The sequence below is a fragment of the Commensalibacter communis genome, assembly GCF_947179105.1.
Lineage (GTDB): Bacteria > Pseudomonadota > Alphaproteobacteria > Acetobacterales > Acetobacteraceae > Commensalibacter > Commensalibacter communis.
In genome coordinates, this window is the sequence record NZ_CAMXCK010000003.1 from 19512 (window position 1) to 46212 (window position 26701).

27 protein-coding genes, 1 other RNA gene and 1 pseudogene are annotated in these 26701 nt (G+C 35.6%); 18 read left to right on the forward strand and 11 right to left on the reverse strand.

Annotated features, from left to right (window positions below; all coding sequences use genetic code 11):
- Window positions 1–18 precede the first annotated feature (18 nt).
- On the reverse strand, window positions 19–1413 hold the full coding sequence (locus PQG52_RS06725; protein ID WP_271828655.1) for an aminotransferase-like domain-containing protein: 1395 nt from the start codon (window positions 1411–1413) through the stop codon (window positions 19–21).
- A gap of 86 nt (window positions 1414–1499) precedes the next feature.
- Here PQG52_RS06725 and PQG52_RS06730 point away from each other — a divergent pair, with 86 nt between their 5' ends.
- Entirely contained in the window at window positions 1500–2393 is an 894-nt protein-coding gene (locus PQG52_RS06730; protein ID WP_271828656.1) for a hypothetical protein, read from the forward strand.
- Window positions 2394–2447: 54 nt separating this feature from the next.
- Here PQG52_RS06730 and PQG52_RS06735 read toward each other — a convergent pair whose 3' ends face one another.
- Complete coding sequence (locus PQG52_RS06735) at window positions 2448–3506, reverse strand: alpha/beta hydrolase (RefSeq protein WP_271828658.1); 1059 nt, start codon at window positions 3504–3506, stop codon at window positions 2448–2450.
- A 1010-nt stretch (window positions 3507–4516) separates the two neighbouring features.
- On the opposite strand from PQG52_RS06735, the gene PQG52_RS06740 reads away from it, so the two are divergent.
- The 4 genes from PQG52_RS06740 to PQG52_RS06755 all read left to right on the forward strand — a co-directional run bounded on the left by PQG52_RS06740 (window position 4517) and on the right by PQG52_RS06755 (window position 8625).
- Window positions 4517–5191 (forward strand): hypothetical protein, encoded by a 675-nt coding sequence (locus PQG52_RS06740; RefSeq protein ID WP_271828659.1) that lies wholly within the window; start codon window positions 4517–4519, stop codon window positions 5189–5191.
- 103 nt (window positions 5192–5294) lie between these two features.
- Complete coding sequence (pdxS, locus tag PQG52_RS06745) at window positions 5295–6182, forward strand: pyridoxal 5'-phosphate synthase lyase subunit PdxS (protein WP_271828660.1); 888 nt, start codon at window positions 5295–5297, stop codon at window positions 6180–6182.
- Window positions 6183–6187: 5 nt separating this feature from the next.
- Entirely contained in the window at window positions 6188–6760 is a 573-nt protein-coding gene (pdxT, locus tag PQG52_RS06750; RefSeq protein ID WP_271828661.1) for a pyridoxal 5'-phosphate synthase glutaminase subunit PdxT, read from the forward strand.
- A gap of 227 nt (window positions 6761–6987) precedes the next feature.
- Entirely contained in the window at window positions 6988–8625 is a 1638-nt protein-coding gene (locus PQG52_RS06755; RefSeq protein ID WP_271828662.1) for an AAA family ATPase, read from the forward strand.
- A gap of 73 nt (window positions 8626–8698) precedes the next feature.
- Here PQG52_RS06755 and PQG52_RS06760 read toward each other — a convergent pair whose 3' ends face one another.
- Together PQG52_RS06760 and tgt are read right to left on the reverse strand one after the other, a co-directional pair.
- Entirely contained in the window at window positions 8699–9313 is a 615-nt protein-coding gene (locus tag PQG52_RS06760; protein ID WP_271828663.1) for an ankyrin repeat domain-containing protein, read from the reverse strand.
- A gap of 165 nt (window positions 9314–9478) precedes the next feature.
- Window positions 9479–10612 (reverse strand): tRNA guanosine(34) transglycosylase Tgt, encoded by a 1134-nt coding sequence (tgt, locus tag PQG52_RS06765; RefSeq protein WP_271828664.1) that lies wholly within the window; start codon window positions 10610–10612, stop codon window positions 9479–9481.
- Between the two features lie 288 nt (window positions 10613–10900).
- Here tgt and PQG52_RS06770 point away from each other — a divergent pair, with 288 nt between their 5' ends.
- Both PQG52_RS06770 and PQG52_RS06775 read left to right on the forward strand, forming a co-directional pair.
- On the forward strand, window positions 10901–11500 hold the full coding sequence (locus PQG52_RS06770; protein WP_271828665.1) for a TetR/AcrR family transcriptional regulator: 600 nt from the start codon (window positions 10901–10903) through the stop codon (window positions 11498–11500).
- Window positions 11501–11519: 19 nt separating this feature from the next.
- Window positions 11520–12389: an arginase family protein gene (locus PQG52_RS06775; protein ID WP_271828666.1), complete on the forward strand. Its 870-nt coding sequence runs from the start codon at window positions 11520–11522 to the stop codon at window positions 12387–12389.
- A 90-nt stretch (window positions 12390–12479) separates the two neighbouring features.
- On the opposite strand, the gene PQG52_RS06780 is transcribed toward PQG52_RS06775, so the two are convergent.
- A complete protein-coding gene (locus PQG52_RS06780; protein WP_271828667.1) occupies window positions 12480–13085 on the reverse strand; it encodes an SMI1/KNR4 family protein in 606 nt (201 codons plus the stop codon).
- A 144-nt stretch (window positions 13086–13229) separates the two neighbouring features.
- Window positions 13230–13835, reverse strand: a complete 606-nt coding sequence (locus tag PQG52_RS06785; protein ID WP_271828669.1) for an SMI1/KNR4 family protein — start codon at window positions 13833–13835, stop codon at window positions 13230–13232.
- An 85-nt stretch (window positions 13836–13920) separates the two neighbouring features.
- Here PQG52_RS06785 and PQG52_RS06790 point away from each other — a divergent pair, with 85 nt between their 5' ends.
- Together PQG52_RS06790 and PQG52_RS06795 are read left to right on the forward strand one after the other, a co-directional pair.
- Complete coding sequence (locus PQG52_RS06790; RefSeq protein WP_408869544.1) at window positions 13921–14088, forward strand: peptide chain release factor family protein; 168 nt, start codon at window positions 13921–13923, stop codon at window positions 14086–14088.
- Between the two features lie 324 nt (window positions 14089–14412).
- Window positions 14413–14880, forward strand: coding sequence for a hypothetical protein (locus PQG52_RS06795; RefSeq protein ID WP_271828671.1), 468 nt, complete (start codon window positions 14413–14415; stop codon window positions 14878–14880).
- 5 nt (window positions 14881–14885) lie between these two features.
- Here PQG52_RS06795 and queA read toward each other — a convergent pair whose 3' ends face one another.
- Both queA and PQG52_RS06805 read right to left on the reverse strand, forming a co-directional pair.
- On the reverse strand, window positions 14886–15935 hold the full coding sequence (gene queA / locus PQG52_RS06800) for a tRNA preQ1(34) S-adenosylmethionine ribosyltransferase-isomerase QueA (protein ID WP_271828672.1): 1050 nt from the start codon (window positions 15933–15935) through the stop codon (window positions 14886–14888).
- 79 nt (window positions 15936–16014) lie between these two features.
- A complete protein-coding gene (locus PQG52_RS06805; RefSeq protein ID WP_271828673.1) occupies window positions 16015–16491 on the reverse strand; it encodes a hypothetical protein in 477 nt (158 codons plus the stop codon).
- A 133-nt stretch (window positions 16492–16624) separates the two neighbouring features.
- Between PQG52_RS06805 and PQG52_RS06810 the strand changes: the two genes are divergently transcribed.
- The 4 genes and pseudogenes from PQG52_RS06810 to PQG52_RS06820 all read left to right on the forward strand — a co-directional run bounded on the left by PQG52_RS06810 (window position 16625) and on the right by PQG52_RS06820 (window position 18304).
- On the forward strand, window positions 16625–17161 hold the full coding sequence (locus PQG52_RS06810) for a hypothetical protein (RefSeq protein ID WP_271828674.1): 537 nt from the start codon (window positions 16625–16627) through the stop codon (window positions 17159–17161).
- A gap of 200 nt (window positions 17162–17361) precedes the next feature.
- Window positions 17362–17688: a tetratricopeptide repeat protein gene (locus tag PQG52_RS06815; RefSeq protein ID WP_271828675.1), complete on the forward strand. Its 327-nt coding sequence runs from the start codon at window positions 17362–17364 to the stop codon at window positions 17686–17688.
- 21 nt (window positions 17689–17709) lie between these two features.
- Window positions 17710–17841: pseudogene (locus PQG52_RS11470) on the forward strand (sel1 repeat family protein); the annotation flags it as partial.
- Window positions 17816–18304 (forward strand): tetratricopeptide repeat protein, encoded by a 489-nt coding sequence (locus PQG52_RS06820; protein ID WP_271828891.1) that lies wholly within the window; start codon window positions 17816–17818, stop codon window positions 18302–18304. The pseudogene PQG52_RS11470 and the gene PQG52_RS06820, both read left to right, overlap by 26 nt.
- A gap of 263 nt (window positions 18305–18567) precedes the next feature.
- Here the strand turns inward: PQG52_RS06820 and wrbA are convergent, their stop codons facing one another.
- From wrbA to ssrA, 3 genes are all read right to left on the reverse strand, one after another.
- On the reverse strand, window positions 18568–19170 hold the full coding sequence (gene wrbA / locus PQG52_RS06825; protein WP_271828676.1) for an NAD(P)H:quinone oxidoreductase: 603 nt from the start codon (window positions 19168–19170) through the stop codon (window positions 18568–18570).
- 185 nt (window positions 19171–19355) lie between these two features.
- Window positions 19356–19904, reverse strand: coding sequence for an SspB family protein (locus PQG52_RS06830; RefSeq protein WP_271790234.1), 549 nt, complete (start codon window positions 19902–19904; stop codon window positions 19356–19358).
- Window positions 19905–19951: 47 nt separating this feature from the next.
- Window positions 19952–20257: a transfer-messenger RNA gene (gene ssrA / locus PQG52_RS06835) on the reverse strand.
- A gap of 125 nt (window positions 20258–20382) precedes the next feature.
- Here ssrA and PQG52_RS06840 point away from each other — a divergent pair.
- The 5 genes from PQG52_RS06840 (at window position 20383) to PQG52_RS06860 (ending at window position 26692) form a co-directional block, all read left to right on the forward strand.
- Window positions 20383–21765 carry a hypothetical protein gene (locus PQG52_RS06840; RefSeq protein ID WP_271828678.1) on the forward strand — a complete coding sequence of 461 codons (1383 nt, stop codon included), beginning with the start codon at window positions 20383–20385 and terminating at the stop codon, window positions 21763–21765.
- 102 nt (window positions 21766–21867) lie between these two features.
- Window positions 21868–23919, forward strand: a complete 2052-nt coding sequence (locus PQG52_RS06845) for a hypothetical protein (protein ID WP_271828680.1) — start codon at window positions 21868–21870, stop codon at window positions 23917–23919.
- Window positions 23920–24183: 264 nt separating this feature from the next.
- Complete coding sequence (locus PQG52_RS06850; protein ID WP_271790231.1) at window positions 24184–25509, forward strand: hypothetical protein; 1326 nt, start codon at window positions 24184–24186, stop codon at window positions 25507–25509.
- Between the two features lie 88 nt (window positions 25510–25597).
- Window positions 25598–26524: an FAD-dependent thymidylate synthase gene (thyX, locus tag PQG52_RS06855; RefSeq protein WP_271790230.1), complete on the forward strand. Its 927-nt coding sequence runs from the start codon at window positions 25598–25600 to the stop codon at window positions 26522–26524.
- 27 nt (window positions 26525–26551) lie between these two features.
- Window positions 26552–26692, forward strand: a complete 141-nt coding sequence (locus PQG52_RS06860; protein WP_271790229.1) for a hypothetical protein — start codon at window positions 26552–26554, stop codon at window positions 26690–26692.
- The last annotated feature ends 9 nt before the right edge of the window (window positions 26693–26701 follow it).

Sequence of the window (26701 nt, forward strand, 5' to 3'; positions counted from 1 at the left end):
GATTCGATTATATCATCCTTAAAACTGTGAGAAATTAAATCGAATTTCTCCAGCTTTTCCACCGAATTCTTCACCTTTGGCGATGGTGATTTTTTGAGTTAACCAGCTTTGTAAAATCTTTGGTATCTCTTTAAGTTTATCCTCATAAAATTTGGCATAACAATATAACCCGCCTTGTGGTGAGGTAAAGGATAGATCATTGCTATGATAGGTTTGTAACCACTCACCCAATAGCTTTGCTTTTAAAGCAAGTTGTTGTTGCAAATGGCTACAATGTTGATCCAGTTGATGTCGTAAATAATGCTCTGCTAATAATTGAGGTAAAACACTCAACCCACCATCAATTTGCTGGCGAACATGTGCCAGTTGAGTAATGATAGATTTCGGCGCAATAATCCAACCTGCACGAATATTCTTGCCCATATATTTCGACAAAGACCCCATATAAATCACTTGTTGATGCGTATCAAAGGCCTTGATAGGCGTGATATTTATATTCGATGAAAAGGACAGCATACTACACGCGTCATCTTCGATCAGTGGGATTTGATAGTGGTGACAATATTTTAGTATGTGTTGCTTCCGTTTTTGATCCATACAAGACCCCGTAGGATTTTGGAACAAAGGATTTAAGAACACCATTTTAATTGGATGTTTCTGAACTAAAGCTTTTAAGCCTTGTAAAGTTGCGCCATTTTCATCCATAGGCAACGCACAAATTCGCAACCCAGCAGCTTGAAAGATTGGTAGGCGATAAAAAGAAGAGGGAGCCTCTACACCAATGCGATCTCCTGGTTTTAATAGGGTTTGAGAGATCAAAAATAATGCTTGTTGTGTGCCAGTGGTGATTAATATTTCAGATAAATCAACTTTTAATCCTAATCGTTGTTGCATGTGGTTTTGCACTGCTTGACGGAAAGAATAAAGCCCAAGCAGTGCTGTCTCATCATCTTGTTCCAGTGATAAAAGGTCTTTGATGTGTAAATTTGTTAAGTTCAAATCAGGTAGTAAATTTGGTGAAAGATCCCCCGCTGCCATATCTTGGATTGACTTTTGTTGTTCGATGCATTCTTTGCGCAAATGTTGGATTTGTAAAACATAATCATCTTTGGGGAATTGTGTGTAAGCCGACTTTAAAGGTTGCCAGTTCATCAACGGGTGTGTTTGTAACCCCCATTTATCTGGATTAACAAAAGAGCCACTGCCGATTTTGCGAATAATAACGCCTCGATCGGCTAGCTCATTCAAAGCATGAATGATCGTAGAGCGATTAACTTGTAATAACATACTCATTTTTCGTTCAGAAGGTAACCGTTCCCCTGGCGATAAGTGTCCATGCATAATTGCCTGTTCAATTAAGTTGATGACTTGCTGATATAAAGGTTGGGTAAAAGATACAGGAAGATGCCACATGATATTTGATTATCATACTAAAATAGTATAGGTAAAATCAATATCGTGAATTTAAAATAATAAATTATTTTAAGAAGATTGAATCAATGAGTAATTCTGATTTTGAACTGATCGTAAGGTCTATTATTATTGCCATTTGTATAGCAATTGCAGTTTTAGTAGCGCTTTTCTTTTTAGGCAGAGCGATTGTTAACTTGGTATTTTATCCTGAAGAGTCTCAGTTTGAAAATATATATCAATTACAACCATCAGAAAAAGAAGATTTAATCCTTGTGATTAATAAGGCAATCAAAATCGTTGGAAATCAATTGTCAGGAAAAGACGGGTTGTTTACAGATATAGTCCCATTAGACAGAGTATATCAACCAATTGGGGATCAATCTACACGTATGGATACTGAGGCGGTACGATATATAAAAGATTTTATTACTCTTGATGTTTCTTACGACCAATTTATTAATGAGAGACTAGCTTATAAAAATTGGAATTATGCGGTATTGGTATTTTTTGATAGTGCCCAATATTATCATGATGTTCCATATGGGTCTCAGTATCATGAAGGGTGTGGTGATCCTAATGTAGCGGGTAAAACAATCGAGGTAAACTGGGATAAAAAAGAATTTGTTCAAATGTTGCATCTTACTTTTATAAGTAAAAAAGATATAAAATATAATCATGGAGGATATAGAGATTATGGCGGTACTGCAAAAAAATATAATTTTGTATCCACAAAAGATCCTAAAATTCATGTAAATTTTATTACACAAGTTATTGATGCTGACAAAGTAAAAAGCGTTTCTGATTATCCTGGACATTTTGCCAGTATAGAGATTTACAAAGAGAGTGACGAAAAAAATCAGATTTTAGCTGATGACCGTCGAAAAAAAGAACAAGCAGAGCAACAACGCCAAGATGAAGAAAAAAGAAAACAACAAGAACGCAAAGCTGAAGCGTTAAAGCAATTAGGGATTCAAGAGTAACTTGAATTTACACAACATCATATCTTCTTAAGATGCTGTGTAATATTATTTATTCTATTTCAAATAATGGTTAAAAAAATCGGTTAATTTTTGAAATGGAATTAACCCAACACGATCATATAAATCGACATGCCCAGCATTGGGGACGATATAAAGTTCTTTTGGTTCTGCAGCTTTATTATAGGCATCTTCACTGAATTCTTTTGAATGAGCATGATCGCCAGTAATGAATAAAAGTGGGCGAGGGGAAATGGTTTCAATATCATTAAATGGATAGAAATTCATAAATTTGATATTGCTGGTCAGGGTAGGGTGCGTATTAGTTGCTGGATCCTGACCTTTGGGAATAAACTCACCTCTTGGGGTTCTGTAAAAATCATAGAATTCCTTTTCAATCGGATTAGAATGCTCATTGATTTTTTCAGGCGTTCCACTGGTATATTCAGTTTTCCCGCCCTGAAACTCAACATAACGTTGGTCAGCAGTCCGTTGTAATATTTGCTTTCTTTGCTCCAAAGTCAAAGAATGGTTTAATCCGTGACGATTAGCAGCCCCCATATCATACATGCTGACGGTTGCAATAGCTTTTAAGCGAGGATCAATTTTGGCTGCGCTGATCGCAAAACTACCGCTGCCACAAATCCCTATAACGCCGATTTTATCTTTATTTACAAAAGGCTCACTGCCAAGGAAATCAACGGCGGCACTGAAATCTTCGGCATAAATATCTGGGGACACAGCATTGCGTGGTGTACCAGCACTTTCCCCCCAAAAAGAAAGGTCTAAGGATAAAGTTACAAATCCTTGTTCTGCCATTTTTATCGCATATAAATTGGCACTTTGTTCTTTGACCGCACCCATTGGGTGTCCAACAATAATGGCAGGATGTTTGATGGTTTTATCAAGGTTTTTAGGTAAGAATAAATTACCAACAACATTCATATGATATTGATTTTGAAAAGTCACTTTTTGGCTAGTGACTTCATGGCTTTGATAAAAATTATTGGCTTGATTGGACATGTCTGCACCTTTGACGGATAAAAAAGGATAGAGGCACAATATGCTGAATAGACTGATAAAAAGTAAGTTTCTGAGTGAATATCGCGCCATCATTGACGATCCTTTTGAATGGTAAAAACTAGATTCTGTTACCATCCTAGAATTGAGAGTATACTCTCAGTCAATAGGTGTCGTAGAGAATTAGGAAAAACAATAGAATTGTATATATTTTGAAATGTTTAAAATATATGCTAAAAATTTAATAAAATATAAAGATTATTATCAGAGTTTCAGTAACAATCTATTTGTCTACAAAATTTTATCCGTATGATAACAGTCTTATGAATCCTGTTCTGCTGGCTTCATGGTGATTTGTACCAGTGTTTATAATGATTAATTAGCACATGTGAAGACAATGTTTCGTTCGATTGTAAAACAATAGTTCAGTTTTGCAATGATATAAATAAACCAAATTGTATTCGAGAGTAGGAGGTGACAAAGACATGTCACTAGAAGCCATAGTAAACTCAAGCAGAAAAACTGATAGTCTCAGCTTTTCCTAACACTAAGTTGATAATATCTAAAATATAAGAAATTCTTGAATGTTATTAGGCTAACAATAATTTCCTAGCATTTTAATAATAATTTTATATCAAAATAGCTTACATAAAATTTATTCATTTTAAAATATGTTTTGGTAAGTGATTAATATTATATTATTTACTCATTAAAATATATTTCTTAAATTGTTCATTTTAATTTTTATAAATAGAGTCCTGAATATTTCATTGTGACTGAGTAAGTTCATTTATTGATTTAGATCGACTATAAAATGACTTATAGCATTGGTAAAATTCAGTTTAAATTAAATCATCAAAACAATATGTAAATTAATGATTTTTCGCATATTTTTTTTATATAAATATGAAGTTATAAACATTTATATAACAAGTGGTATTTGCAGAAAAAATAGATTTTTTAGTAATTATCTATATTAAGGTGAATATACTCAATAATCATAAGATTTTGATGATACTTTAAAAGTGTTCCAAATAGAATATTCAAAAAAAATTAGTTTTTGGGATATAGAGGATTAGCTATATTTTCTAAGTAGGAATAATTTTATGGCATTTTTAAAAAGATTAACGGCTTCAGAAAAAAAGATAATCACATCCGATTGGAAGAGTGTGTTAAAGAATTATCAAAATTACAAAACATTACATCTTATTAAAAGAAACGGTCCTATTTTAACAGGGGTTTATTTACAACCTGTTTATGCTGGGGAACACTATGTTCCTGTTTTTCATACGCATTCTTTGATGACTGTTGCACCTACTATTGGACTTAATTCTCTTATTTGTTTAAAAGGGAAAAAAGGAGCCAATGAGTCAATAAGTGTTTTAAGGCATGCCTCTGAATTTGAAAAACTTGTTTCAGCGTTTAAAAAACAAGTGCCGTTGGCTTTTCTGAAAGAACTTCATTGCCAAGCATTAGACCAACATTATCAACATTTTATTGCTACAGATAAAGTGTATTCAATTCATGTGATGACAGAAAATATATTGTTCTTATTTTGGTGTCGATATGAACGGTGTGCTATTGGGCAAAGAATGAGCAAATATAAATTTATTATTCAACAATGGCCTAATGCTGCAAAAATACGTTTTCATGATGAACAGGGATGGGGAAGATCTGTACATTCATTAATGTCAATGGATAGGTTACAAGAAAATGTTCAAAATAAATTATTCAAGTTTAAGTTAGTTTATACCGAAGATAGTGGGTTGGTTGTTGATTAGTTAAAATTATAAAAATTGGGTGGGTTAAAAACAGTCCAATTGGTTATTGTCAATTCTTTCTTTTTTCTGCATGATAGGGGCAATTCTATTATTGGAGAGAAAAATGAATAAAAAGATTGGTTCTGATACCGTAAAACGCGGCATGGCTCAAATGCAAAAAGGCGGCGTGATTATGGATGTTGTGAATGCTGAACAAGCAAAAATTGCAGAGGCAGCAGGCGCAGTTGCGGTTATGGCATTGGAACGTGTTCCTTCTGATATTCGTGCGGCTGGTGGGGTTGCACGTATGGCTGACCCAACCATTGTTGAAGAAGTCATGAAAGCCGTGACTATTCCTGTGATGGCAAAAGCTCGTATTGGTCATATTGCTGAGGCTCGTATTTTAGAAGCAATGGGCGTTGATTATATTGACGAGAGCGAAGTATTAACCCCAGCCGATGATGAATTCCATTTGTTGAAAAGCCAATATACCGTGCCTTTCGTTTGTGGTTGTCGTGACCTTGGCGAGGCACTTCGTCGTATTGGTGAAGGTGCTTCTATGCTTCGTACCAAAGGCGAACCAGGTACAGGAAATATTGTGGAAGCCGTTCGTCACATGCGTATGGTGCAAGCTCAAGTCAGAGACGTTGTTGCAACTTCTGATGATGAATTAATGGTTGTTGCCAGAGATATGGGTGCGCCTTATGAACTGTTAAAACAAATCAAAGATTTAGGTAAATTACCAGTGGTGAATTTTGCAGCAGGTGGGATTGCAACCCCAGCAGACGCAGCATTGATGATGTCTTTGGGTGCAGATGGTGTATTTGTTGGTTCTGGTATTTTCAAATCTAACAGCCCAGAAAAATTCGCTCGTGCAATCGTTCAAGCGACAACCCATTTCGAAGATTATAAAATGATTGTGGAACTTTCAAAAGGTTTAGGTGAACCGATGAAAGGGATTGAAATGAAGAATCTAAGTGGCTCTGACCGTATGCAAGATAGAAGCGAATAAGAGCCATGAAGAAAGTTGGAGTTTTAGCCCTGCAAGGGGCGGTCAGTGAACATATCAGTCAGATTAATCAACTGGGCGGACAAGGAATTGCCGTTAAAACTCCAGCTGATTTGGCTATGGTTCAAGGGCTAATTATTCCTGGTGGTGAATCAACGGCGATTAGTCGTTTGATCCAACAGGTCAGTTTATATGAAGCAATCCAAGAATTTGCGAAAAGCAATCCAGTATTTGGGACGTGCGCAGGATTAATTCTGTGCGGTTCTGGCATTACGGATGGTGGCGAGAAATTGAAACCATTGAACTTGATTGATATTGCCGTGACACGGAATGGCTTCGGTCGTCAGGTTGATAGTTTCGAGGTCGATTTAGATATCGAGAATGTTGGCAAAGCCATTCCTTCCGTCTTTATCCGCGCGCCTTTTATTACTTCTGTTGGACAAGGGGTAAAAACTTTGGCGACTTATGAAGATAAAATCGTTATGGCTGAACAAGGCAATATCTTGGTATGCTCATTTCATCCAGAGCTGACTGATAATAACCAAGTGATTGGATATTTCATGTCCAAGATTGCTGGGTAGGGTTTGAAAAGCGATCGTCTATAAAATGCGATCATGTTTTCGATATTGATAAAATTAATGGATCAAAGAAGGTTTTGATTGATTAATTCGCTTTGAAAAAGGCTAGTCATTGTAATCGATGACTAGCCTTTTTTATTAGCGTATGATTTCTTTAAAGAAATATTTTATTTATCTGTAGGAATGACTTACACTGAAAATCAGTGCTGTATATTTTTGCTCAGGAACCGATGATGAAAGTTAAAAACGTTCATATTCAAAACTTTAAACGCTTCACAGATTTAAAAATCGAAGGCATTCCTGAAACAGCTAAGATGGTTGTCTTGGTTGGGCAAAATGGATGTGGCAAGACGTCTGTGTTTGAAGCTCTTAATCATCGCTATAATTATACAGAAGACTATGAAAAACAACAAGTTAATTTGACAAATGCTGAATTTAAAAAATTAAATCTCTATCAACGTGTGAATGTTTTTCAGAAAATTTTATATCGCTGTTATATAGAGGCCGAATGCTATAATGACGAACAGTTAGGGTTTGATGGTGTACATTTTAGAACTGCATATCGTAATGATTCTGAAGTTGTTACTGATATTATAGGAGATTTTTTCAATGAAAACTTAACAAAAAATACATTAATATACGATGATAAGAAAGTATCAACAAACTATCAACGCTTAATGTTAAATGTTCTAAATGAGGTTTTATACGGTGCTAAAGGTAGCCAAACAATTCAAGAGGTGAGGGATAAATTCTTTCATCAAATTAACAAGTCTGTAAATAGTATATTTAAAGATATTACTATACATTTTAATTACCCTCTTGCAGGTAAGCATACTATCTTTGCACAAAGAGAAGGTAAGTATCAATATTATAAAGAGTTTTCTTCTGGAGAAAGAATTGTCATTGATTTGCTCTTGGATATTATTGTGAATAGTGACGTATATAAATGGTCACCACTTTTTATTGATGAACCAGAGATTCATATCCATACAAGTCTTCAAGGTAAACTTATAGAGGAAATGTATAATTTATTTTCAGATAACTCTCAATTATGGATCACAACGCATTCATTAGGCGTAATGACAAAAGCAAAAGAGCTTTCTCTCAAACATCCAGGCAGTGTCGTATTTCTTGATTTTGATGGGCATAATTTTGATCAGCCAGTTACGATAACGCCATCTCCAATTAATCGTATCGTATGGCAAAAATTTATGTCGGTTGCTTTGGATGGACTGGAAGAAAAGCTAGCTCCAGAGATTATTATATTGTGCGAAGGAAATCTTGAAAGTAAGAAACGCTTTAATTTTGATGCAGATATTTATACGAATGTTTTTCAAGAAAATTATCCGAATATTACCTTTATTTCAGGTGGGTCAAGTAATGATCTTTTACAGGAAACGAAAGAATTCAAAATGCTTTCGTCGGTCCTAGATCAAAAAAGTAAAGTTATTCGTTTAGTGGATCGTGACGATCATAGCGATAAAGATGTTATTGAGTTAATGCAACAGGAAATTTTTACAACTTCTCGTCGTCATATAGAAAGTTACTTATTTGATGATGAATTAATCATAAAACTGGTAGTTCAAGAAAACAAACAAGATCTAAAAGATCAAGTAATAGCAATTAAGAAAACGGCATTACAAAATAGTATTAATCGTGGAAATGCATCAGATGATATAAAAAGCGCGGCGGGTGAGATTTTTACTGAGCTTAAAAAGTTACTTTGCTTAACTCGCTGCGGAAACAAGACAGAAGCATTTATGAGAAATACAATGCTCCCTCTCATCACTCCTGAAACCGAAGTTTATAAAGAGATGGAGAGGGAAATTATTCAACCCATATTAAAAGCAAGTAAAGAAAAACAATAGTTAAAACCAACCTAACTAAATATCATTTTGTTAATACTACTTTCTCTTTGCTCGCTTTGTATAGATAGCAAGATTACTCTTTCGCACCAGATTTAATCAAAAGGTCAACCATATCTTGATAGCCTTTTTGTTTGGCATGGTGTAATGCGCTGACACCTTCGCCATCAGGGATATTTACGTCTGCTCCGCCTTGGATTAAAATCTCGGCAATTTCAGTGTATAAAGGCGATCCATTACCTAAAATAATGGTTTCTAATAATGCTGTCCAACCTAGCTTATTAATATGATTAGGATCAACACCCGCTTTTAACAATATTTTAACTGTTTCTGGATGACCTTTTTCTGCTGCGGGGATGATGGTATTGCCTCCAAAGCGATTAGTGTCTTTGATATTCGCACCATATTCCAAGGTCAATTTTAAAATATCATTATACCCTTGTGCACCAGCTAATAAATAAGGCGTATCTTGGATATTATTCTTAGCGTTTACATCGGCACCAGCATAGATCAAGATTTTTGCAATCTTGGCGTGGTTTTGCTGGGTTGCAATCATTAATGCGGTTCTACCCTGATCATCACGAGCTTCTAATGCTTCGGTTTTAACAAGCGCCATAACTTGTTTAACGTCATGATTGCGCACCGCTTCGTGCAAAGGGGTAGATTGTGCGTTACTATTAGTAGTCATCATCAAAACTCCTATCATTATAAAGATTGTTATCAATAGATACCATAATTTAACGTATAATTTATGACTTAAAACCATGATATTCCCTATCAAAAGTAAAATATTACATTTTATTCATAAATTATACTAAGTATTATTCGATAATGATAAGAATTAATTTCATATCACTTATAATTTAGGTTGATTATGATGTGTCCAATTCGACCGTAACATAGCGGCTGTTTGGGTTAAATTATCCTCTATAATCGCTTGGCGGATAATGCGCATTAAACGCTGATAATAAGCAATATTATGCCATGTCAATAACATCGCCCCAAGGATTTCTTTGCTGCGGAACAGATGGTGAATATAGGCACGGCTATGTTTCGAACAAGCAAGGCAATCACATTCTGGATCAATAGGATTAGGATCATGAATGTGACACGCATTTTTCATATTCAGAGTGCCATGACTGGTATAAGCTCGCCCCGTACGCCCTGCACGAGTTGGCATCACACAGTCAAACATATCCACACCACGTTCAATGGCACCTAACATATCATCAGGGGTGCCTACGCCCATTAAATAACGGGGTTTATCGATTGGCATTAAATGGGTTGTGAAATCAAGCGTAGAGAACATTTGTTCTTGGGGTTCACCGACCGCCAATCCACCGATTGCATAGCCTTCAAAGCCGATATTGGTTAATGCTTCGACACTTTCTGCACGCAAATCAGGTTCAATTCCTCCCTGCACAATTCCGAATTGTGCGTAACCAGGACGGTTTTTAAATTGTTTCCGAGAACGCTCCGCCCAACGCATCGACAGGCGCATAGATTTAGCGATAGCTTCATACGTGGCAGGCAGCGCAGGACACTCATCAAAGCACATGGTAATGGTGGCATCCAAAAGATACTGAATGTCCGTAGAGCTTTCAGGCGTTAACCGATGTGCCGATCCATCAATATGGGAACGAAATGTCACACCGTCTTCATCTAATTTACGCAAGTCCCCCAAGGACATGACCTGGAACCCACCTGAATCAGTCAAGATTGGGCCCGACCAATCCATAAATTTATGCAGCCCCCCCAATTCATGCACTAATTCGGCGCCTGGGCGTAACATTAAATGATACGTGTTCCCCAGTACAATCCCAGCACCTGTCGAGCGCACAGCATCCATGGTCATGGCTTTGACAGTGCCAACTGTGCCAACAGGCATAAAGGTCGGGGTTTGCACGTCTCCATGTGCAGTATGTAAAGTTCCTGCACGAGCATTGTGATGTTGTGCTTGTTTAGTCCAGTGAAATTTTGGTTCGGTCATATCTGTGATTTGCATAAAATTGAATGGATAACGTCTTTATATAAATTTATGCGCTGAAAAGAAAGAAAAGAATAATGTTTCATAGGATGTCATAGCAATAAGATAAAGCGGATATTTAAAATGATAATTTTTGAAGTTGACTGATGATTAATATTTCACGATCTTCATCGCAAAAATAAACAGGTCATTGGTAGTTAATAAAAATATTAAAAGAATGACTTGACGAAATTAAATTTAATTCTATTATTTAATGAGTGATCGTTCATTCAGTAAAAGTTAAAAAAGATTATGGTTAATCATCAAGAGAAAAAAGCAGATACAAGGCAAAAATTGATTGTCAGTGCGGCTAAATGCTTTGCCGAAAAAGGATATGAGGGATGCTCTATCTCTGATATTTCAAAAGCGGCTAAAATCAGCCAAGGCAGCATCTATGTGCATTTCACGAATAAAGAAGAGTTATTCCTTTATATCATTATCGAAGATCACATGAGTGCAACTAATAAACTACAAAACGCGTTGGTAACAGCGCCTTCTTTTGATGCGTTACTCGCAACTTTACTGGAATGTATTCGCGATGTTTCTTATCCAATCGATCATCGATTATGGACAGAGATCATTGCACAAGCAACGCGAAATCCTGCGGTTCGTTCGGCTTTTTTGGCGAGTGATAAAATCATGAGAGAAGCCTTTATCAATTTATTCAAAAAAGCCATCGAATTGGGGCAAGTTGATCCTCAAGAAGATTTAGAAACAGTTTCAATCTGGGTTTATTCAATGGTTGATGGGCTTATCGCAAGGACGGCTTATGATTCTAATATTGATCTAGATACACAAATGCCAATTTTTGAAAAACTTATTCGTCGAGCTCTTGGAGCTAATAAAATTTAGCGGTTAAAGGAAGAATATCATGTCATCTAATCAAACCTTACGTCTGTTAATGCCACAATGGCAAGGGGGTAATCATCATGCTTATCCATTGGGTGCACAGTTATTGGAATGGTTGGCACCGAAAGGCAATAGCCTAACCGTTGAAGTTCCAGTGAAACCTTGTGAAGCTCCGTCTCATTTAAAAGAGAACGGTATTGTCGAGCAAAGTGTTTTGTTAGCTCAATTCCAGGAGTGTGAAAAAATTATACAACACCATAAACCAGAAAAGATTGTTGTTTTCGGCGGAGATTGTATGGTTGAACAAGCACCCATCAGTTATCTGAACCAACTTTATGATGGTAATTTGGGGGTTTTATGGATGGATGCACATCCTGATGTGACCACTCCAAAAGAATTCCATCATGAACATGCGATGGTTTTGGGAAATTTATTAGGCGAAGGCGATCCTGTGTTTGCTGCCAAAGTGCCTGTTAAATTGAACCCAAAGAAAGTCATGTTTGGCGGTTTACAAAAAACAACAGAGCAAGAAACAGAAGTCATTCAAAGATTAGGAATGCGTCATGCCAGCCCTGCTGATTTAGCCCATGACAGTTCAGCAATCTTAGGTTGGATCAAAGAAGAAAAAATCACGAAGCTATTTATTCATATTGATCTTGATGTCTTGGATGCTAGTTTATTTCGATCATTATTATTTGCAGACCCTACCAAAGATCCCAGTGCTTTTTATCATTTTCCTCAGGGTGAAATGAATTTGTCGCAATTAGCGAGAGTTGTGCAAGATACGGTTTTGGAAACCAATATCGTTGGATTAGGGATAACAGAGCATATGCCGTGGGATGCGATTCATTTACAAAATTTGTTAAAGGATTTCCCTTTGTTAAGTGATTGATGTTCTAGGGTCAAAATCGTTGAGAAAATTAGCGATAAGTTATGATTAATTTTCTCAACAAAATTGATGGAATTTATTAATAAATAATGCTTATTCTTCAATCATAAATTCAAAATTATTATCAATAATTTCTTGTAAATACTCATCAAAACTATCAGCAATGACAATATAACTATCAGGATCATGGAGATATCGAATGATTTGCCCGACTTTACCTTCTTGAGTTGGATTAAAATCAATATATAATTTAGAGGTTCCACCATTATTCATGCAATGAGAAAAGCATAAATGCTTGTTAAAAGGCACACGCGTATTAATTCTGGGGTCAACTTCTACGAATTCTTCTAAATCATCTTCAGTTTCTTCATCATCATCCAAATATATATCATAAATGCTGCGATCTTCTTCTTTGCGCTCTTGTAATATATCTTTCACAGATAATAAATAATAGGGGTATTCATAGACACCAGACCCCAGCATATAAATACAGACGGCATCTCCATCGCCATAATCACGATGATATGTGCCATCAACAATACTTAAAAATTCGATCAAACGATCAGGACATAAAGGATAGGCTGCTTTAAGTTTTTCGATATCATCAAGTGATGCGCCGTGGACTTTGTGAAAAGCTTTTATGTCCTCAGTGGTGAAATGTTCTTTTAGTCCATTTAAATAATCTGTTACTAATGACATAATACGCCTTTAATTATAATCAATGATTGAAATTTAATCTTAATAGAAATGAATTGATTATACTATAAGAATGATTGTTAAATTTCAGACTAAAAGTATAAAGCCAGGCTACCTCACCATAAATAATCTATAGTTTTTATTAATTTACTCATCATCATCTTTTTCAGTCATAAAACTAAAATCTTGATTTATTAAAAGCTGCAAATATTCATCAAAATTATCAGCAATGACAATATGAAGATCTGGATCGTGTTCGTATGAAATAATTTGTCCAATCTTACCTTCTTGGGTTGGATTGAAATCAATATACAAGCAAGCAGACCCATTGATACCAACAGAAAAACATAACGCATGCTTTAAGGAAATATTCACATCGACTTTAGGATCGATATCAACAAAATCTTTTAAACTATCCTCTGTTGTAACAGTATCGTCCATGTATCTTTTAAAAGTGGTCTCATCATAGTCGCGTTCTTTTAATATTTCTTGGACAGATAATAAGGAATGTGGATATTGTTCCAAATCAGCCAGCACCGTTATGTCTACATAATCTTTATTATATATGCGACCGTTAGTGCCATCAACGATACTTAAAAATTCAATTACACTGTCAGGGCATAAAGGATACGTTGTTTTGAGTTCTTCTATATCATCGGGTGTTGCACCATGAACGAAGCAGAACTGTTCTTTTTCTCTTGTGGAGAAGTGTTTTTGAACGCCTTTTAAATAAGTTGTGACCAGAGACATCATTTACTCTTAAAAAAACTGCTGTTGACTATAATAGGACTATTTTATTACTCCAATTGCAATCATAATGAAGGTAGAATAAGTAACCATCAAGTTATTAACGCAGGCACAGCATGTCAATAAGATAGAAAATGCGGTTCATTTGCTTCATATTCCAATGGGTATTGCTGTGTTCGCACAAAAAGAGCGTTCTCAATTTCGGAATAAAGCCCTTGCAAAAGTAAGGTTGTTTGAGCAAATACAATCTATTAATTAACACACATAAAAAGGAAGCGATGAAAAGTTGTTGGAAGCAACATTGTCAATTAGAGAAGAGAAATGAAGCTCGTATTTATATGGGATAAATTTTTAATCTTTAAAAAATATAGATTTTTTAAATCTAGATAAAGTTTAGCTGCGGCTAATGAAATATAGAAATTCATATTCATTACGACAATAAAGCATCAGAAATCATGTGTAAAAACTTCGTAATGATACGATGGGTGTTGCTCTTGCTTTACATAAAGAAAACTGCTTTGATCCTGATAGAATTCATTAAACATTATCGTTTGATGAATCGAATAATATGAAAGAGAACAAAATGAAAAAAATTGCTATGGCTTTGTCATTGGTATTATTCCCATTAACAGCACAGGCTCAATCTGGTGGAGATCAAGTTATCCAAGCTGCCGCAGATGAATTAAAGCCTGCATTTTGTGCAAATAATTTAAAGCAAGCCATTCAGATCGTTGAAGGATGTTATGCAAAAGTGGATGAAGATAGTGAAAAATATAATATGAACCAATGTGTGATAGAGGATATATTCGTTGTTGGTATAATGGCAGTAAAGAGAAAACAATATGTTGATAATTTCCAAACAGACCCATATGCTAATTTAGATTTCGATGATAATACCAATGCGGCCTCGAGATGGTTAAAACATCCAAGTTTTATAAGCAATATCATTACAAATGTGGAAAAAATGAAACAACTGGGTTATCGAGTGGGAGAAGGTGTTGGAGGAAATTTAAAACAAGAAAATTGTCTCGATTTTGAGAACCTAAAATAATTTTTTCAAATAGATTCTCCCTCAATCAAACACGCATCGCCATAAGAATAAAAACGATATCCACTTTGAATGGCGTGTTGATAAGCATGCCGCATTTTTTCTATTCCTCCAAATGCACAGACCAGCATAAATAATGTCGATCTAGGCAAGTGAAAATTAGTCATCAGCATATCAACGGCTTTGAAACGATAACCTGGACGAATAAAGATCGAGGTTTCTTTGTGAAATGGGTGCATAATCCCATGCTCATCCACTGCGCTTTCCAGTAAACGCAACGAGGTTGTTCCCACCGCAATAATACGACGCTCTTCAGCTTTGGCTTGATTTAACTGTTCAGCTACTTCAGGAGTAATAATTCCATATTCTGCATGCATGTGATGGTCACTAATATTATCACTACGCACAGGTAAAAAAGTTCCAGCCCCTACATGCAACGTCAAAGTCAATCGTTCAACACCAATAGTATCAAGTTGTGTTAAAAGATCGTCTGTAAAATGCAATCCTGCGGTGGGGGCTGCCACCGCACCAGGGTGATGAGAAAATATAGTGTGATAATCCTGCTCATCTTGTTCAGTTGGTCCTGTAGGACGTTCAATATAAGGGGGTAGGGCAAGTTGACCAATAGCGCGCAACCACTCGTCAAACGCATCCCCTTCAACATTAAAACGAATAAAACCACTGCCACCAATTTCTAATTCTTCAACCGTTGCATAGACTTTGCCATCAGGAAAATCTAATTTATCACCGACTTTTAATCTTTTGCTGTTTTTAATTAAAACATGCCAGCGTCCGTCCCCCATTGGACGATCCAACGTGATTCCTATATGTGCTGCCCCTCGCATGGCGGATAGTTTTGCATGAATGACTTTGGTATCATTGGCAATAAGGATATCGCCTTTGCGGAAAAAAGAAGGTAGGTCACGGATGATTTTATCTTCTGGACCATGCTGAGCAGGGATATAGAGTAATTTTGCCAAATCTTTGGGACGCGTAGGGTGATGCGCAATACAGCGTTCTGGTAAGTCAAAATCAAAATCAGCAGTTTGGTCTGTCATTTTAAATCATCCATTATTATCTGACGGCAAGTCACTATGCTTATAGATAACGGATGATAAAAATTAATCAAGAACGATCTTATTTTTTACAGTGTTGTGCAAGACTTTGTAATGGATGATTATCATCAACATACGGTGCCAAGCCATCCCCAATATAATAGAGTAATCCAACGCCTTTATCAGTTGCGTATTGCGCAGGTTGCCCACCAAAGAAATAAGGAGAGTCAGCCACTTTTTTAATTCGTTCCTCAAAAGCACGTTCATTGATAAAAGATTTATCAAGATCAGGAGGGAGTTGTCGACCATCAATCGCCATGACAAGGATTAAATCCCCAGCAACGCAGATTTCAATGTCAGAACTATTAATATTGGTTTTTTTATAACATTTTTGCACATCAATAATCAGACCGCTTAACCCTTTTTGACATACAATAGGTGCATATCGATCGATGACTTTTTGTGCTGTTTGTGCGGACATTTGCTTTGAAGATATTTGTGCTTTGGCTGATATTGGTAATAATAGAACGGTTAAGGCTAAAAGAAATTTCTTTATCATGGCTTCTCAATCAAAAATTATAAGGCATTCGAGATTATAGTACCATGCTCTTATGCACGAGATTTATCTTTATTTTATAATGATAAGTGAATATTTAAGTAGTATCTTTTAATTTACTCATTGAGATTACATTATGCCAATTCCAACATATTTAGAAAAATTTGCAATTGAATATAAACATAAAGACGAAGTTACAACGATGACTTTATGTTCCAGCAAAGGGAACAAACAGTTAGAGGTTTGGTATTATGGGAATACCGATAAAATACCAGGAGAAAAACAGCTTTATATAACGGATACCAAAGATGCACCGGAAAAAATAACTGTTAAAGATCCTGCAACCGATGAAGAAATATTGGTATTTGATGGTGCATTTCACGGATATGACAGCATGTTTTGTGATGAGTTTGATCGAGATCATTTGGTAAACAGACCCTTGAAACGATATGATTTGCCAGCCTCTGAACTCATATTAGAAATATATTATAATATTCCTTATGAAGAAGAAAAAGAGGAATATGATTTTGATACAAAGGGTGATGTTATTTTAATTAACGAACAAACCATGTCATGGGAGGATGTTAAGCGAAATGGGTTCGATGCCATTACGCTATCTTATATAAATGATAAAGGCGAGAGAATTTGTTTTTTTGATAAAGAGCTGGCTTGATATTATATCGTATGTGATGATTGTTATTGTGATTAACTCATCTTTTATTCTCCTGGGTTTGGACAGGGGTAATTATTTACATTTGTTGCAACTGATTTTATCGTTATACAAATAATTGTGTTATAAATGCTTTTTATTTCAATAATTATCTATTAAAAGTGAATTTTATTTATAAGTTTTTGTAAAAGATAGATAATTTAATGAAATTTAAATATGTATTGCTTGTAACGGTTGGGTTGCTTGGTGGTGTAAATGATGGGTTTGCACAAGATAGCACAGATATAACAACAATCGAACAAAAAGCAGCCACTGGCGATGCCCAGGCTCAATATAATATTGGTATGATTTATTATAATGGGGATAAAGTTCCTCAAGATTATCCAAAAGCTGCAGAATGGTTTCAGAAATCTGCGGGTCAAGGTAATGTTGCCGCTCAATATCATTTAGGGTTGTTGTATGAACAAGGGAAGGGTGTTTCCAAAGATCAGGTTAAAGCAAAAGAATTGATTGAAAAAGCAGCGGCTTAAGGGAATGTAGATGCGCAGCTAAATCTTGGGTTATCTTATTCTAAGGGTAAGAACAAAGATTATACTAAAGCAAAAGACTGGTTTGAAAAAGCTGCATCACAAGGGAATATCGCAGCGGAATATAACCTTGGGTTACTGTATTATAATGGGTAATGGCGTTTCCAAAGATAAGACAAAAGGAAAGGCTCTTATCGAAAAAGCAGCCAATCAGAATAATGTAGATGCTCAAACAAAAATGGGCGATATATGCAAAGATGAAGGAATATTATTGATGAACAGTGGGCGCTATAAACCAGCAGATATAGCTAATCCACAGTTGAGAGATAAGGCAATGACGGAATTGGATGAGATTGAATCGAAAATAGAACCGCTAAGAAAAAAAGCTAAAGATTGGTATGAGAAAGCCGCAAATCAAAATGGGGCAGAAGCACAATATAAACTCGCAGAATTTTATCACTATGGGATTAGTGTAGAAAAAAATAAACAATTAGAAGAGCATTGGTTACAAGAATCAGCTTTTCACGGATATTTAGAGGCGGAAAAAGAATATGCTTCTGCGGTTCGAGATGGTGATTTTGGCTCTAAAAAAGCTGGTGTTGCTATATTCTTTTATTGAAAAAGCTGCTAAAAAAGGTGATGGTGAATCACAATATGAGCTTGGGTATATGTATAAATATGGTCTGAAGCGACATTCCGATGGTGTGGATCTGCCATAAGATAAAGTAAAAGCCAAAGAATATTTCAAACAAGCGTGTATCAATAAATATGAATTAGCTTGTAGTCAGTATAAACAAATGAATAATGAATAATTAATTTTCAAATTCTAGGTTTAGAATATATTTTTAATTCCAAACCTAGAAAATAAGTTATATCAATTTATTAAGAAGCCAATTTTTTGGTAATCTCAGCAACATGCTTACCATAGAATTCAGCACCGTCTAGTTCATTCTTAGATACAGCGCGGGATCCATCAGGTCCAGCAATCGTTGATGCACCATAAGGTGTCCCACCAGTAATTTCGTTGATTTCTGCTAAACCAGGAAAAGAGAATGGGAAACTAGCAATAGTCATACCATAGTGCATTAAATTAGTTATTAACGACATTAAAGTCAATTCTTGACCAGCATGCTGTGTTCCTGTGCTGGTGAATACGCCACCTACTTTACCAATTAGTGCGCCTTTAGCCCATAGCCCGCCTGTTTGATCCAAGAAGCTTGCCATTTGAGAGGAGATACGACCGAAACGTGTGCCAGTACCAACAATGATTCCATCATATTCAGCAAGCTCTTGTGGAGACGCAATCGGAGCAGCTTGATCTAGTTTGAAATGATTGGCCTTTGCGGCTTCCTCTGGAACTGTTTCTGGAACGCGTTTGACGACAGCTGTTGCGCCAGTAGCTTCGATCCCTTTGGCAATAGCATATGCCATTGTTTCAATATGGCCATATGTGGAATAGTATAAAACTAAGATACGTGCAGACATTATATTGATCCTTTATATTATGTGTTGTCTTAATAATTAATCTTAATGAATATTCTCAAAAAGATAATAGATCATTTAATTAAAACATCTTAAACTAAGAGTAGGAGGTCTTAAAAGGAAATATAATGAATGCAGATTTATATTGTAATATCAATATAAAAAAAGGTGACTTATAAAGTACTTCACTAATCGTGTTTTTTACGAAAAGCATCTAGGCTGATAACTGGGGTTTCTTCTGTATCACCAGCGTCTGGTGTGGGTAATGTTTCGACATTGGCTTTTGTTTGTTCATTGGTCAAAGCATTCGGTATTGCAGAAACAGGTGAAGGTAAAGGGGAGAACGTGAATAATAATTTTGCTTCTGGGTCAGAAAAAGCAGTAATTGCACCCAATGGGATGATGAGTGTCGAAGATACCCCGCCAAAAGATAAACCCACTGATATAATGTTTTTATGTTCATCAATCATTAAATCCCAAAATTGATGTTGTAAAACAATTGTAATTTCTTCGGGGTATTGTGCTTTTAATCGTGCAGGAATGGAAACACCGGAATAAGTGGTAAGAAAAGTTACGTAAAAGCTATGATTACCAGGCATTCCATTTTTGGCAATATGTTTTAATGCATTGATTGTTACTTGGCGATAAGCTGATTCAATCCATTCGTGATAAGGTAACAAGTTTGTGGGTGGGTTTTCACCAAAGCCATTATTGTCATAACCATCAGAATGCGTCATATGTTATAGTCTCTTTAGAATTTTAAATATTTAATACATGTATTTATAATGAGGGGCTTCTGTTGCCCGGCGCACCCTCAGCCGCGCTTGTTACATTGGCTTATTAGGCCGCAACAGCGTGTGCCTCGAAATTATCGTTGGCATTTGTAAAATATAGCCCGATAACGGCGGAACCATGCCGAGTAAAAAATATATCTTTACTACGCGTGTCGAGCCTGTTTCATCCCCATAATTTGGTGGAGATGCCGGGTACTGCCCCCGGGTCCACTACGCTTATTCCATATACCGTTTATTACCATAGTTAACGAATTAACATGCCGATCATAACTTAAATTTCAGAATAAAAAAAGGGGGATAATAAAATAAATAAAACTATAGATTATAAGTAACGATTTTCTTTTTTTTTAAAAGAGGAATTGTATAAAGTTGAACTATATTTATAATGACCGTAATTTAGTTTTAGTGAAGGGATAGTTTTATGAGTAAAGCTGCGGTTATTGGTATTGTTATTGTTGGTCTTGGCGTTGTTGGTGGGGGTGGTTATTATTATGCCTCTAACAAAGCAAACGATGAATTACATAAAACAATCTCATTAATTGAAAAATCAATACCTGGATCTTCATTAAAATATGAAAGCTCCAGTGTCAGTCCATTTTCACAATCTGCTACTTTGCATAAAGTTGTTTTCAAGGATGACAAAGGGCACGAATATACCGCCGACACATTGGTAGCTAGTGGTGTTTCTCAAGATAAGCTGGGTGAGGTTTCTTTGGATAAATTTCATACAGTGGTTGATGGTGGTACTATTGATGTTAATCATATTGACATCAAAAACGCAGTTGCTTCCAAAGATGCTGTAATTATAGAAGATGGTAAAATTAAGAAATTTTATCCTTCAAAGGTCAGTTTTGATTTACTAAACCTTCAAGATATCAAAGCCGTTGGGCCTAATGCACATGAAACCATTACCGTTGCACAATATGAATTGAAAAATTATGGTTTGGATCGTAAATCTGATCAGACAATGAAACAGTTTGAAATAAAATCAAGCTATAGCAAAGATAATTCAGAAGGTCTGAAAGTCAACCATATGCAGATTGACGGTTTGGATTTTGCCAAAATCGTTGCAACTGTTGAACAAGGAAAAACACCTCAAGTATTACCAGGCCAACCTCAAAAGGGTACCTTGGATGGTCTAGAATATAACGCTAAAGGTCAGATTTGGTCTCTTGCGAAAATTGACACTGAAAATTCTATCGCTGAAAACGGCGATCAAAAAAGCACAGCAACTTTTTCTGGTTTAAAAATCGACACAGCGCATAATCCTCAATTATTTGCACTTAAAGAAATGGGGTATAACCAACTGGATGCATTTGGTAAAATCTCTGCAAGCTATAATAAGGCAAAACAACAATGGTCTTTTGTCCCTGTTGAAATGACTATTAAAGATATGGGTAATCTAAATGCAGATTTGCAATTTAATGGTCCAGCAGCACTTTCAAATGCTAATCCACAATCCGTCATGACAGATTACAAATTAATTTCATTAAAAGTCATTTTACAAAATCAAGGTTTACTTGAAAAAGCCATTGATCAAGAGGCAAAAAAACAATCTTTACCAGCTGATAAAGTCAAAGAAAATATGATTAATGAGCTGAAACAAGATGAAGCTAACGCAACGATGCCCGTTCAAAAACAGGCAGATGAAGCGGTTATTGACTTGATTAACAATCCTAAGAAATCAATGGTCATTGCAATGAATCCTAAAGCACCATTGAATGCTATGGAGCTTGTCGGAAATTCTCCGTTTTCAATGATCGAAAAATTGAATCTTATTGTTAAAACAGAAGCAGGGAAATAATTTATTCTATAAGTTAGAATAAATTTTTTGCGTGTTAAAAGCTGTAGAAGTTCAAATCTCTACAGCTTTTTTTGAATATAGCGAATAATATTGGTGGTGGATATGAGTAAAGTCGCGGTTATTGGTGCGGTTGTTGTGATTGGTCTTGGCGTTGTTGGTGGGGGTGGGTATTATTATGCTTCTCAACAAGCAGAAAAGAAATTCCAACAAAAGATTGAATTGATTAAAAATACTTTTCCTGGAGTAACAATTACTTACGCAAACCATAATATTGGTATTTTTTCACAAGAAGCAACTATGGATAAAGTTGTTATTAAATACAAAGATGGTGAAGTCTACACCGCTGACAAAGTCAGTGCTGTTATGGGTTCTGATGATGACATTAAAAATTTAAAGATTGATCAATTAGCTGTCAAAGAAAAAGAAACTGCTACTGAACAGCTTTTTACGGTTGAGCATACTGAGATTGCAAATGCCAAAGCAGACGCAGGATGGATTGTTATTGAAAGTGGCAAAATAAAAAAAATTGTTCCTTCCAAAATTAGTTTTGGATTGTTAAATTTTCAGAATCTTGAATTTAAACCAGATACCAACACCAATATCAAAGTGGCTCAATATCAAATTAAAAATTATGGATTGAGTCAGAAAAGTGACATGCTTCTGAATAATTTATCTGCAACAGGTCGCAGTGATTTTTCAATTAAATCTTTTAAAATCGATCAAGTAAATTTAGCGGATATTTCAAAAAGACAAGAAGCGTTTTTTGCAGATAGGAAAAATTACAGATCATCAGAGGCGCTCAACAAAGGCTTGCTTCAGAATTTATCAATGATGCAGTTTGGTTTGTTAAATATCGAAGATTTGCAATTTAAGGATAAATATGGTCCTGCATTTCAAATAGCACATTATCATACCAAAGATTATGGACTGGATAAAAAGACAGATATCTTGCTGCAAAATTTAACGGTTAAAGATTCCAGACAAAATTTATCAATTGGGTCTTTTAAGATTGATCAAATCAATCTGGCAAATATGTTAAAAATTCAATCAGAGTTTGTTGCTAATGAGAACGATCGTAAATCCATAAACGACAAAGCCAAAGAGATATTTCAATTGCTATCCAAAATGCAATTTAGTTTGTTAAGTATTGATAAGGTGATTGTGGAGGAATACAAGTCTGCGTTTAAATTAGCGCATTATCAAATGAAAGACTATGGCGTGGATCGTAAAACCAGCCAATCTTTGAAAGATTTTTCTGTTGTCATTCCTTATTTTAGTAAAATAGTCGTATCGCTTGCATCTTTTGAAAGCTCTGGGGTAGATGCAGCGACATTTATAGGTATGTTGGAATCAATTGATTTAAATAATCTTGATAATTTTGGCAAAAATTATACGAATATATTGCAAGACTATGCCAAAAAGGTTGGTGGAATTGTAAATACAGGCAGTGTTTCTGGCCTCAAAATCTCTTTTGGTAAAGAGTTTATTTCACTAGGAACACTGACGACCAAGTCAGACATGACGAAAGAAGGAAACTCTAGTGAAACTTATGCACTGGATGGGTTAGAATTTTCTGTTCCTGATGTCAGTGGTAGTGATTTATTAAATGCATTGAAACAGATGGGATATCGTCAAGTTTCTGTTTCTGGTCGCTTAACGATGCAATATCAAATGAGTACAAATTTCTTGTCTGTATCACTAAAAGAGTTAACATTTAAAGATATTGGAGCAATTAGCGCAACACTCCAAGCAAATGCTCCGCTATCCATCTCTTATGATTCGCCAGAGACCATTTTAACAAACCCAGAGGTGAAATTAAAAGAACTAAGTGTCGTTATGCAAAATAATGGTGTTGTCGAGAGACTATTAAAATCTGCTAGTCAAGAACAAGGCACAACTGAAGCAGAAGTGAAAGAATCAATTATTGCATCTGTGAAAGAGGTGGCTCAAAAGGATAAAGATATTCCTGCATCATTTACAGAAGATTTAGTGAAAACGCTTAAGGCTTTTCTTCAAAATCCACAAGTAACAAAAATTAAATTATCATCCATGCCAACTTCACCTATCTCAGGAGCGGTTCTTGATGATAAAAGCTCAGAAGAGCAGTTTAATTTATTAAATATTAAAATCCAAGCCGTTCCCATAAAACACTAATATTCTGCACTAAGTCATGGAAATTATTCCATGGCTTAATTTTATTAAGTGCGAATGCTGAATTGATCAAACTTCGAAAAAACGATGAACAGAGTTGATAATTTTGTTTCTTTGTTTCTCAATTATGCTTTATAGATAAATTGAATTAGATCATAACACGGTTTTATTAACATTGTGAATTTTACCAGCAGCATGAAAAAGAAATTATTATTAATATTGGTGATATGCTCGCTCTTTATATGGGTAGGGATCAAAATTTACCAAGTGGCTCATACACACGCACAAAGCGCATTGATGCATGTGCAAAGCAGGCTGCGACAGCTTGTTGGTGCAAATGGGCAGTATTCTTATTCAGAAGCACATATTAATTGGTTTACGCAATCGGTTGTAATTACCAATGTTAAGCTGACATTTCCTCAAAATATAAAAGTTACAATGAGGAAAATATCAGCAGTCCCAAAAGATACGCACAGTGTTAGTAATTTAAACATTAAAGATCTTCAAATCAATTCGCCATCATTATCAGCATCTATTGCTTCATTGGCGTTTGATAATCTAAACATTCCAGCTTTTGCACAATCTGACCTAAAAACAGGTTTGTCTTGGGCTGTTATTCGCAATATTTCTTTTGAACAAGGAAATATAAAAGGGGCTTATTTTAACTCAGAATGGGGAAATTTACGCTTAGGGAGTTGGCAGATTACCAGACAAGGTTCAGCCAAAAAACGCCCATATTTATTTTATAATGTTGATGTTGCCCCTATCAATAAAACGGGTCGATCTGCATCTTTGGATGCTTTGCATTTCGATCAATTTATTTTAGAAATGTCTAATGAGCGTAAATTTAATGAAATAGAAACGATTGCTTCTTTTTTAACTAACACAGACTTCTTTTTTAAAGCGTATGGCGTGGTGGGGTATCGTTCACATCAAAAACGATTGTCAATCGGACAGTTAAATATCCATCTCGCCCGTCAAGAAACAGTGTGGGATGGTGAGATTTTAGCAGACAAATTCGATTATGATTTGATCTCTTCTTATAGTTTGTTTGCAGAATATCTGAAAAGATTAGGATATACTCGTATTAACGGAGCGTTTCATTCTAATTTTACGTATTATCTCAAAGATTCGTTATTTTCTTTGCATAAAATGAATTATTTCGGGTATGATTTTATGGGGTTATACTTACAAAGTCGTTTTTATGTGGATCAAAAAGTGTTCGATCCTTATATTCTTAATTGGTCAGATAGCGTTTTATTAAAAGCAATGAATTTATCCCTATATGATGCTGGGTTAAAAAATAGAATTTTTTTAATTCTCGCTCATAATACACAACAAACGGAGAAACAAGTTTATACGGATACACTTAATAAATTTATAGAGTTTTCTAAAGGGAAAGATTTTGAACTTGATCGGCAGCTTTATACAGCGCTTGCTGATATTCTACAGCATCGTAATCATATGATGCAGCTATCAATTGTTTTTGAAACGCCAGAGCGCGTTAACAGTTTATTGAATATGAATTTTCTGGATTTCTTTAAATTAATCAATCAGAATAATATGACGATAACAGCGATCCCCAAAAATTAGTTGCCGTGTGGGTGTTCAGCGCTGTGTTTGTGGTTTATAAAGAAATGCACTTTTTGCATATTTATTATTTCATCAGAGTGGGATTACCATGCCTCTTACAGCAGAACAACAAGCAGAAATAGACTCTCAATCCAATCTTCAAATTCCAACCAAACGACCTGTTTCGCCAGGGTTGGAGGCTATGTTATTTAAGGCTTTGCCAGTCCTAGATCATGGGTTTGTTCGTGTGGTGGATTATATGGGGGACGATTCTTCTATTGTTCAAGCTGCGCGCGTTTCTTATGGTGTAGGGACGAAGAAAGTTTCCGAAGATCGTGGACTAATTCGATATCTAATGCGCCATCACCACACAACACCATTTGAAATGTGTGAGATTAAGTATCACATCCGTTTACCCATTTTTGTTGCACGTCAATGGATCCGTCATCGTACTGCCAGTGTAAATGAATATTCAGCACGCTATTCTATTATGGATCGTGAGTTTTATATTCCAGAGCCAGAAGTATTGGCAGCACAAAGTAAAATTAATAATCAAGGAAGAGGGGATGTTTTATCCTCTGAGCAAGCAGCAGCGGTTATTCATTTATTAAAACAAGATGCACAACAATGTTATGATAATTATGAAACTATGTTGAAACCAGCTGAAGAAGATGGGTATGGGTTGGCACGTGAACTTGCCAGAATGAATTTAACATTAAATAGTTATAGTCAATGGTATTGGAAGATTAACCTACATAACTTATTTCACTTTTTACAATTACGTATTGATCCACATGCTCAATATGAGATCAGAGTTTATGCCGAAGCCATGTTAAAAACCTTGCAAGCATGGGTTCCAATTGCTTGTGAAGCCTTTGAAGATTATCGCCGTGGTGCGGTGACTTTTTCAGCTTCTATGATGCAAGTGTTAGGTAAAATGTTAAATGGTGAAACTGTTGAGCAGGATAATAGCGGTTTAACAAAACGTGAATGGACTGAAATGATGCAAATGTTGGCTCCTTATCAAACTAAATAACGATTTAACCAAACGGGGAAAAACGAAGTGCAAAAATTAATTTACGTATCAGCCATCGGATTATTATTCATTTTTGTTATGGTTGGCATGTGGTTTTTTCCTGTTGGTCGTGACCTTGATGCGGATCGAAACTATTTGCGTCAAGCAACAGCACCAGCATCAAAATAATGGCTTGTT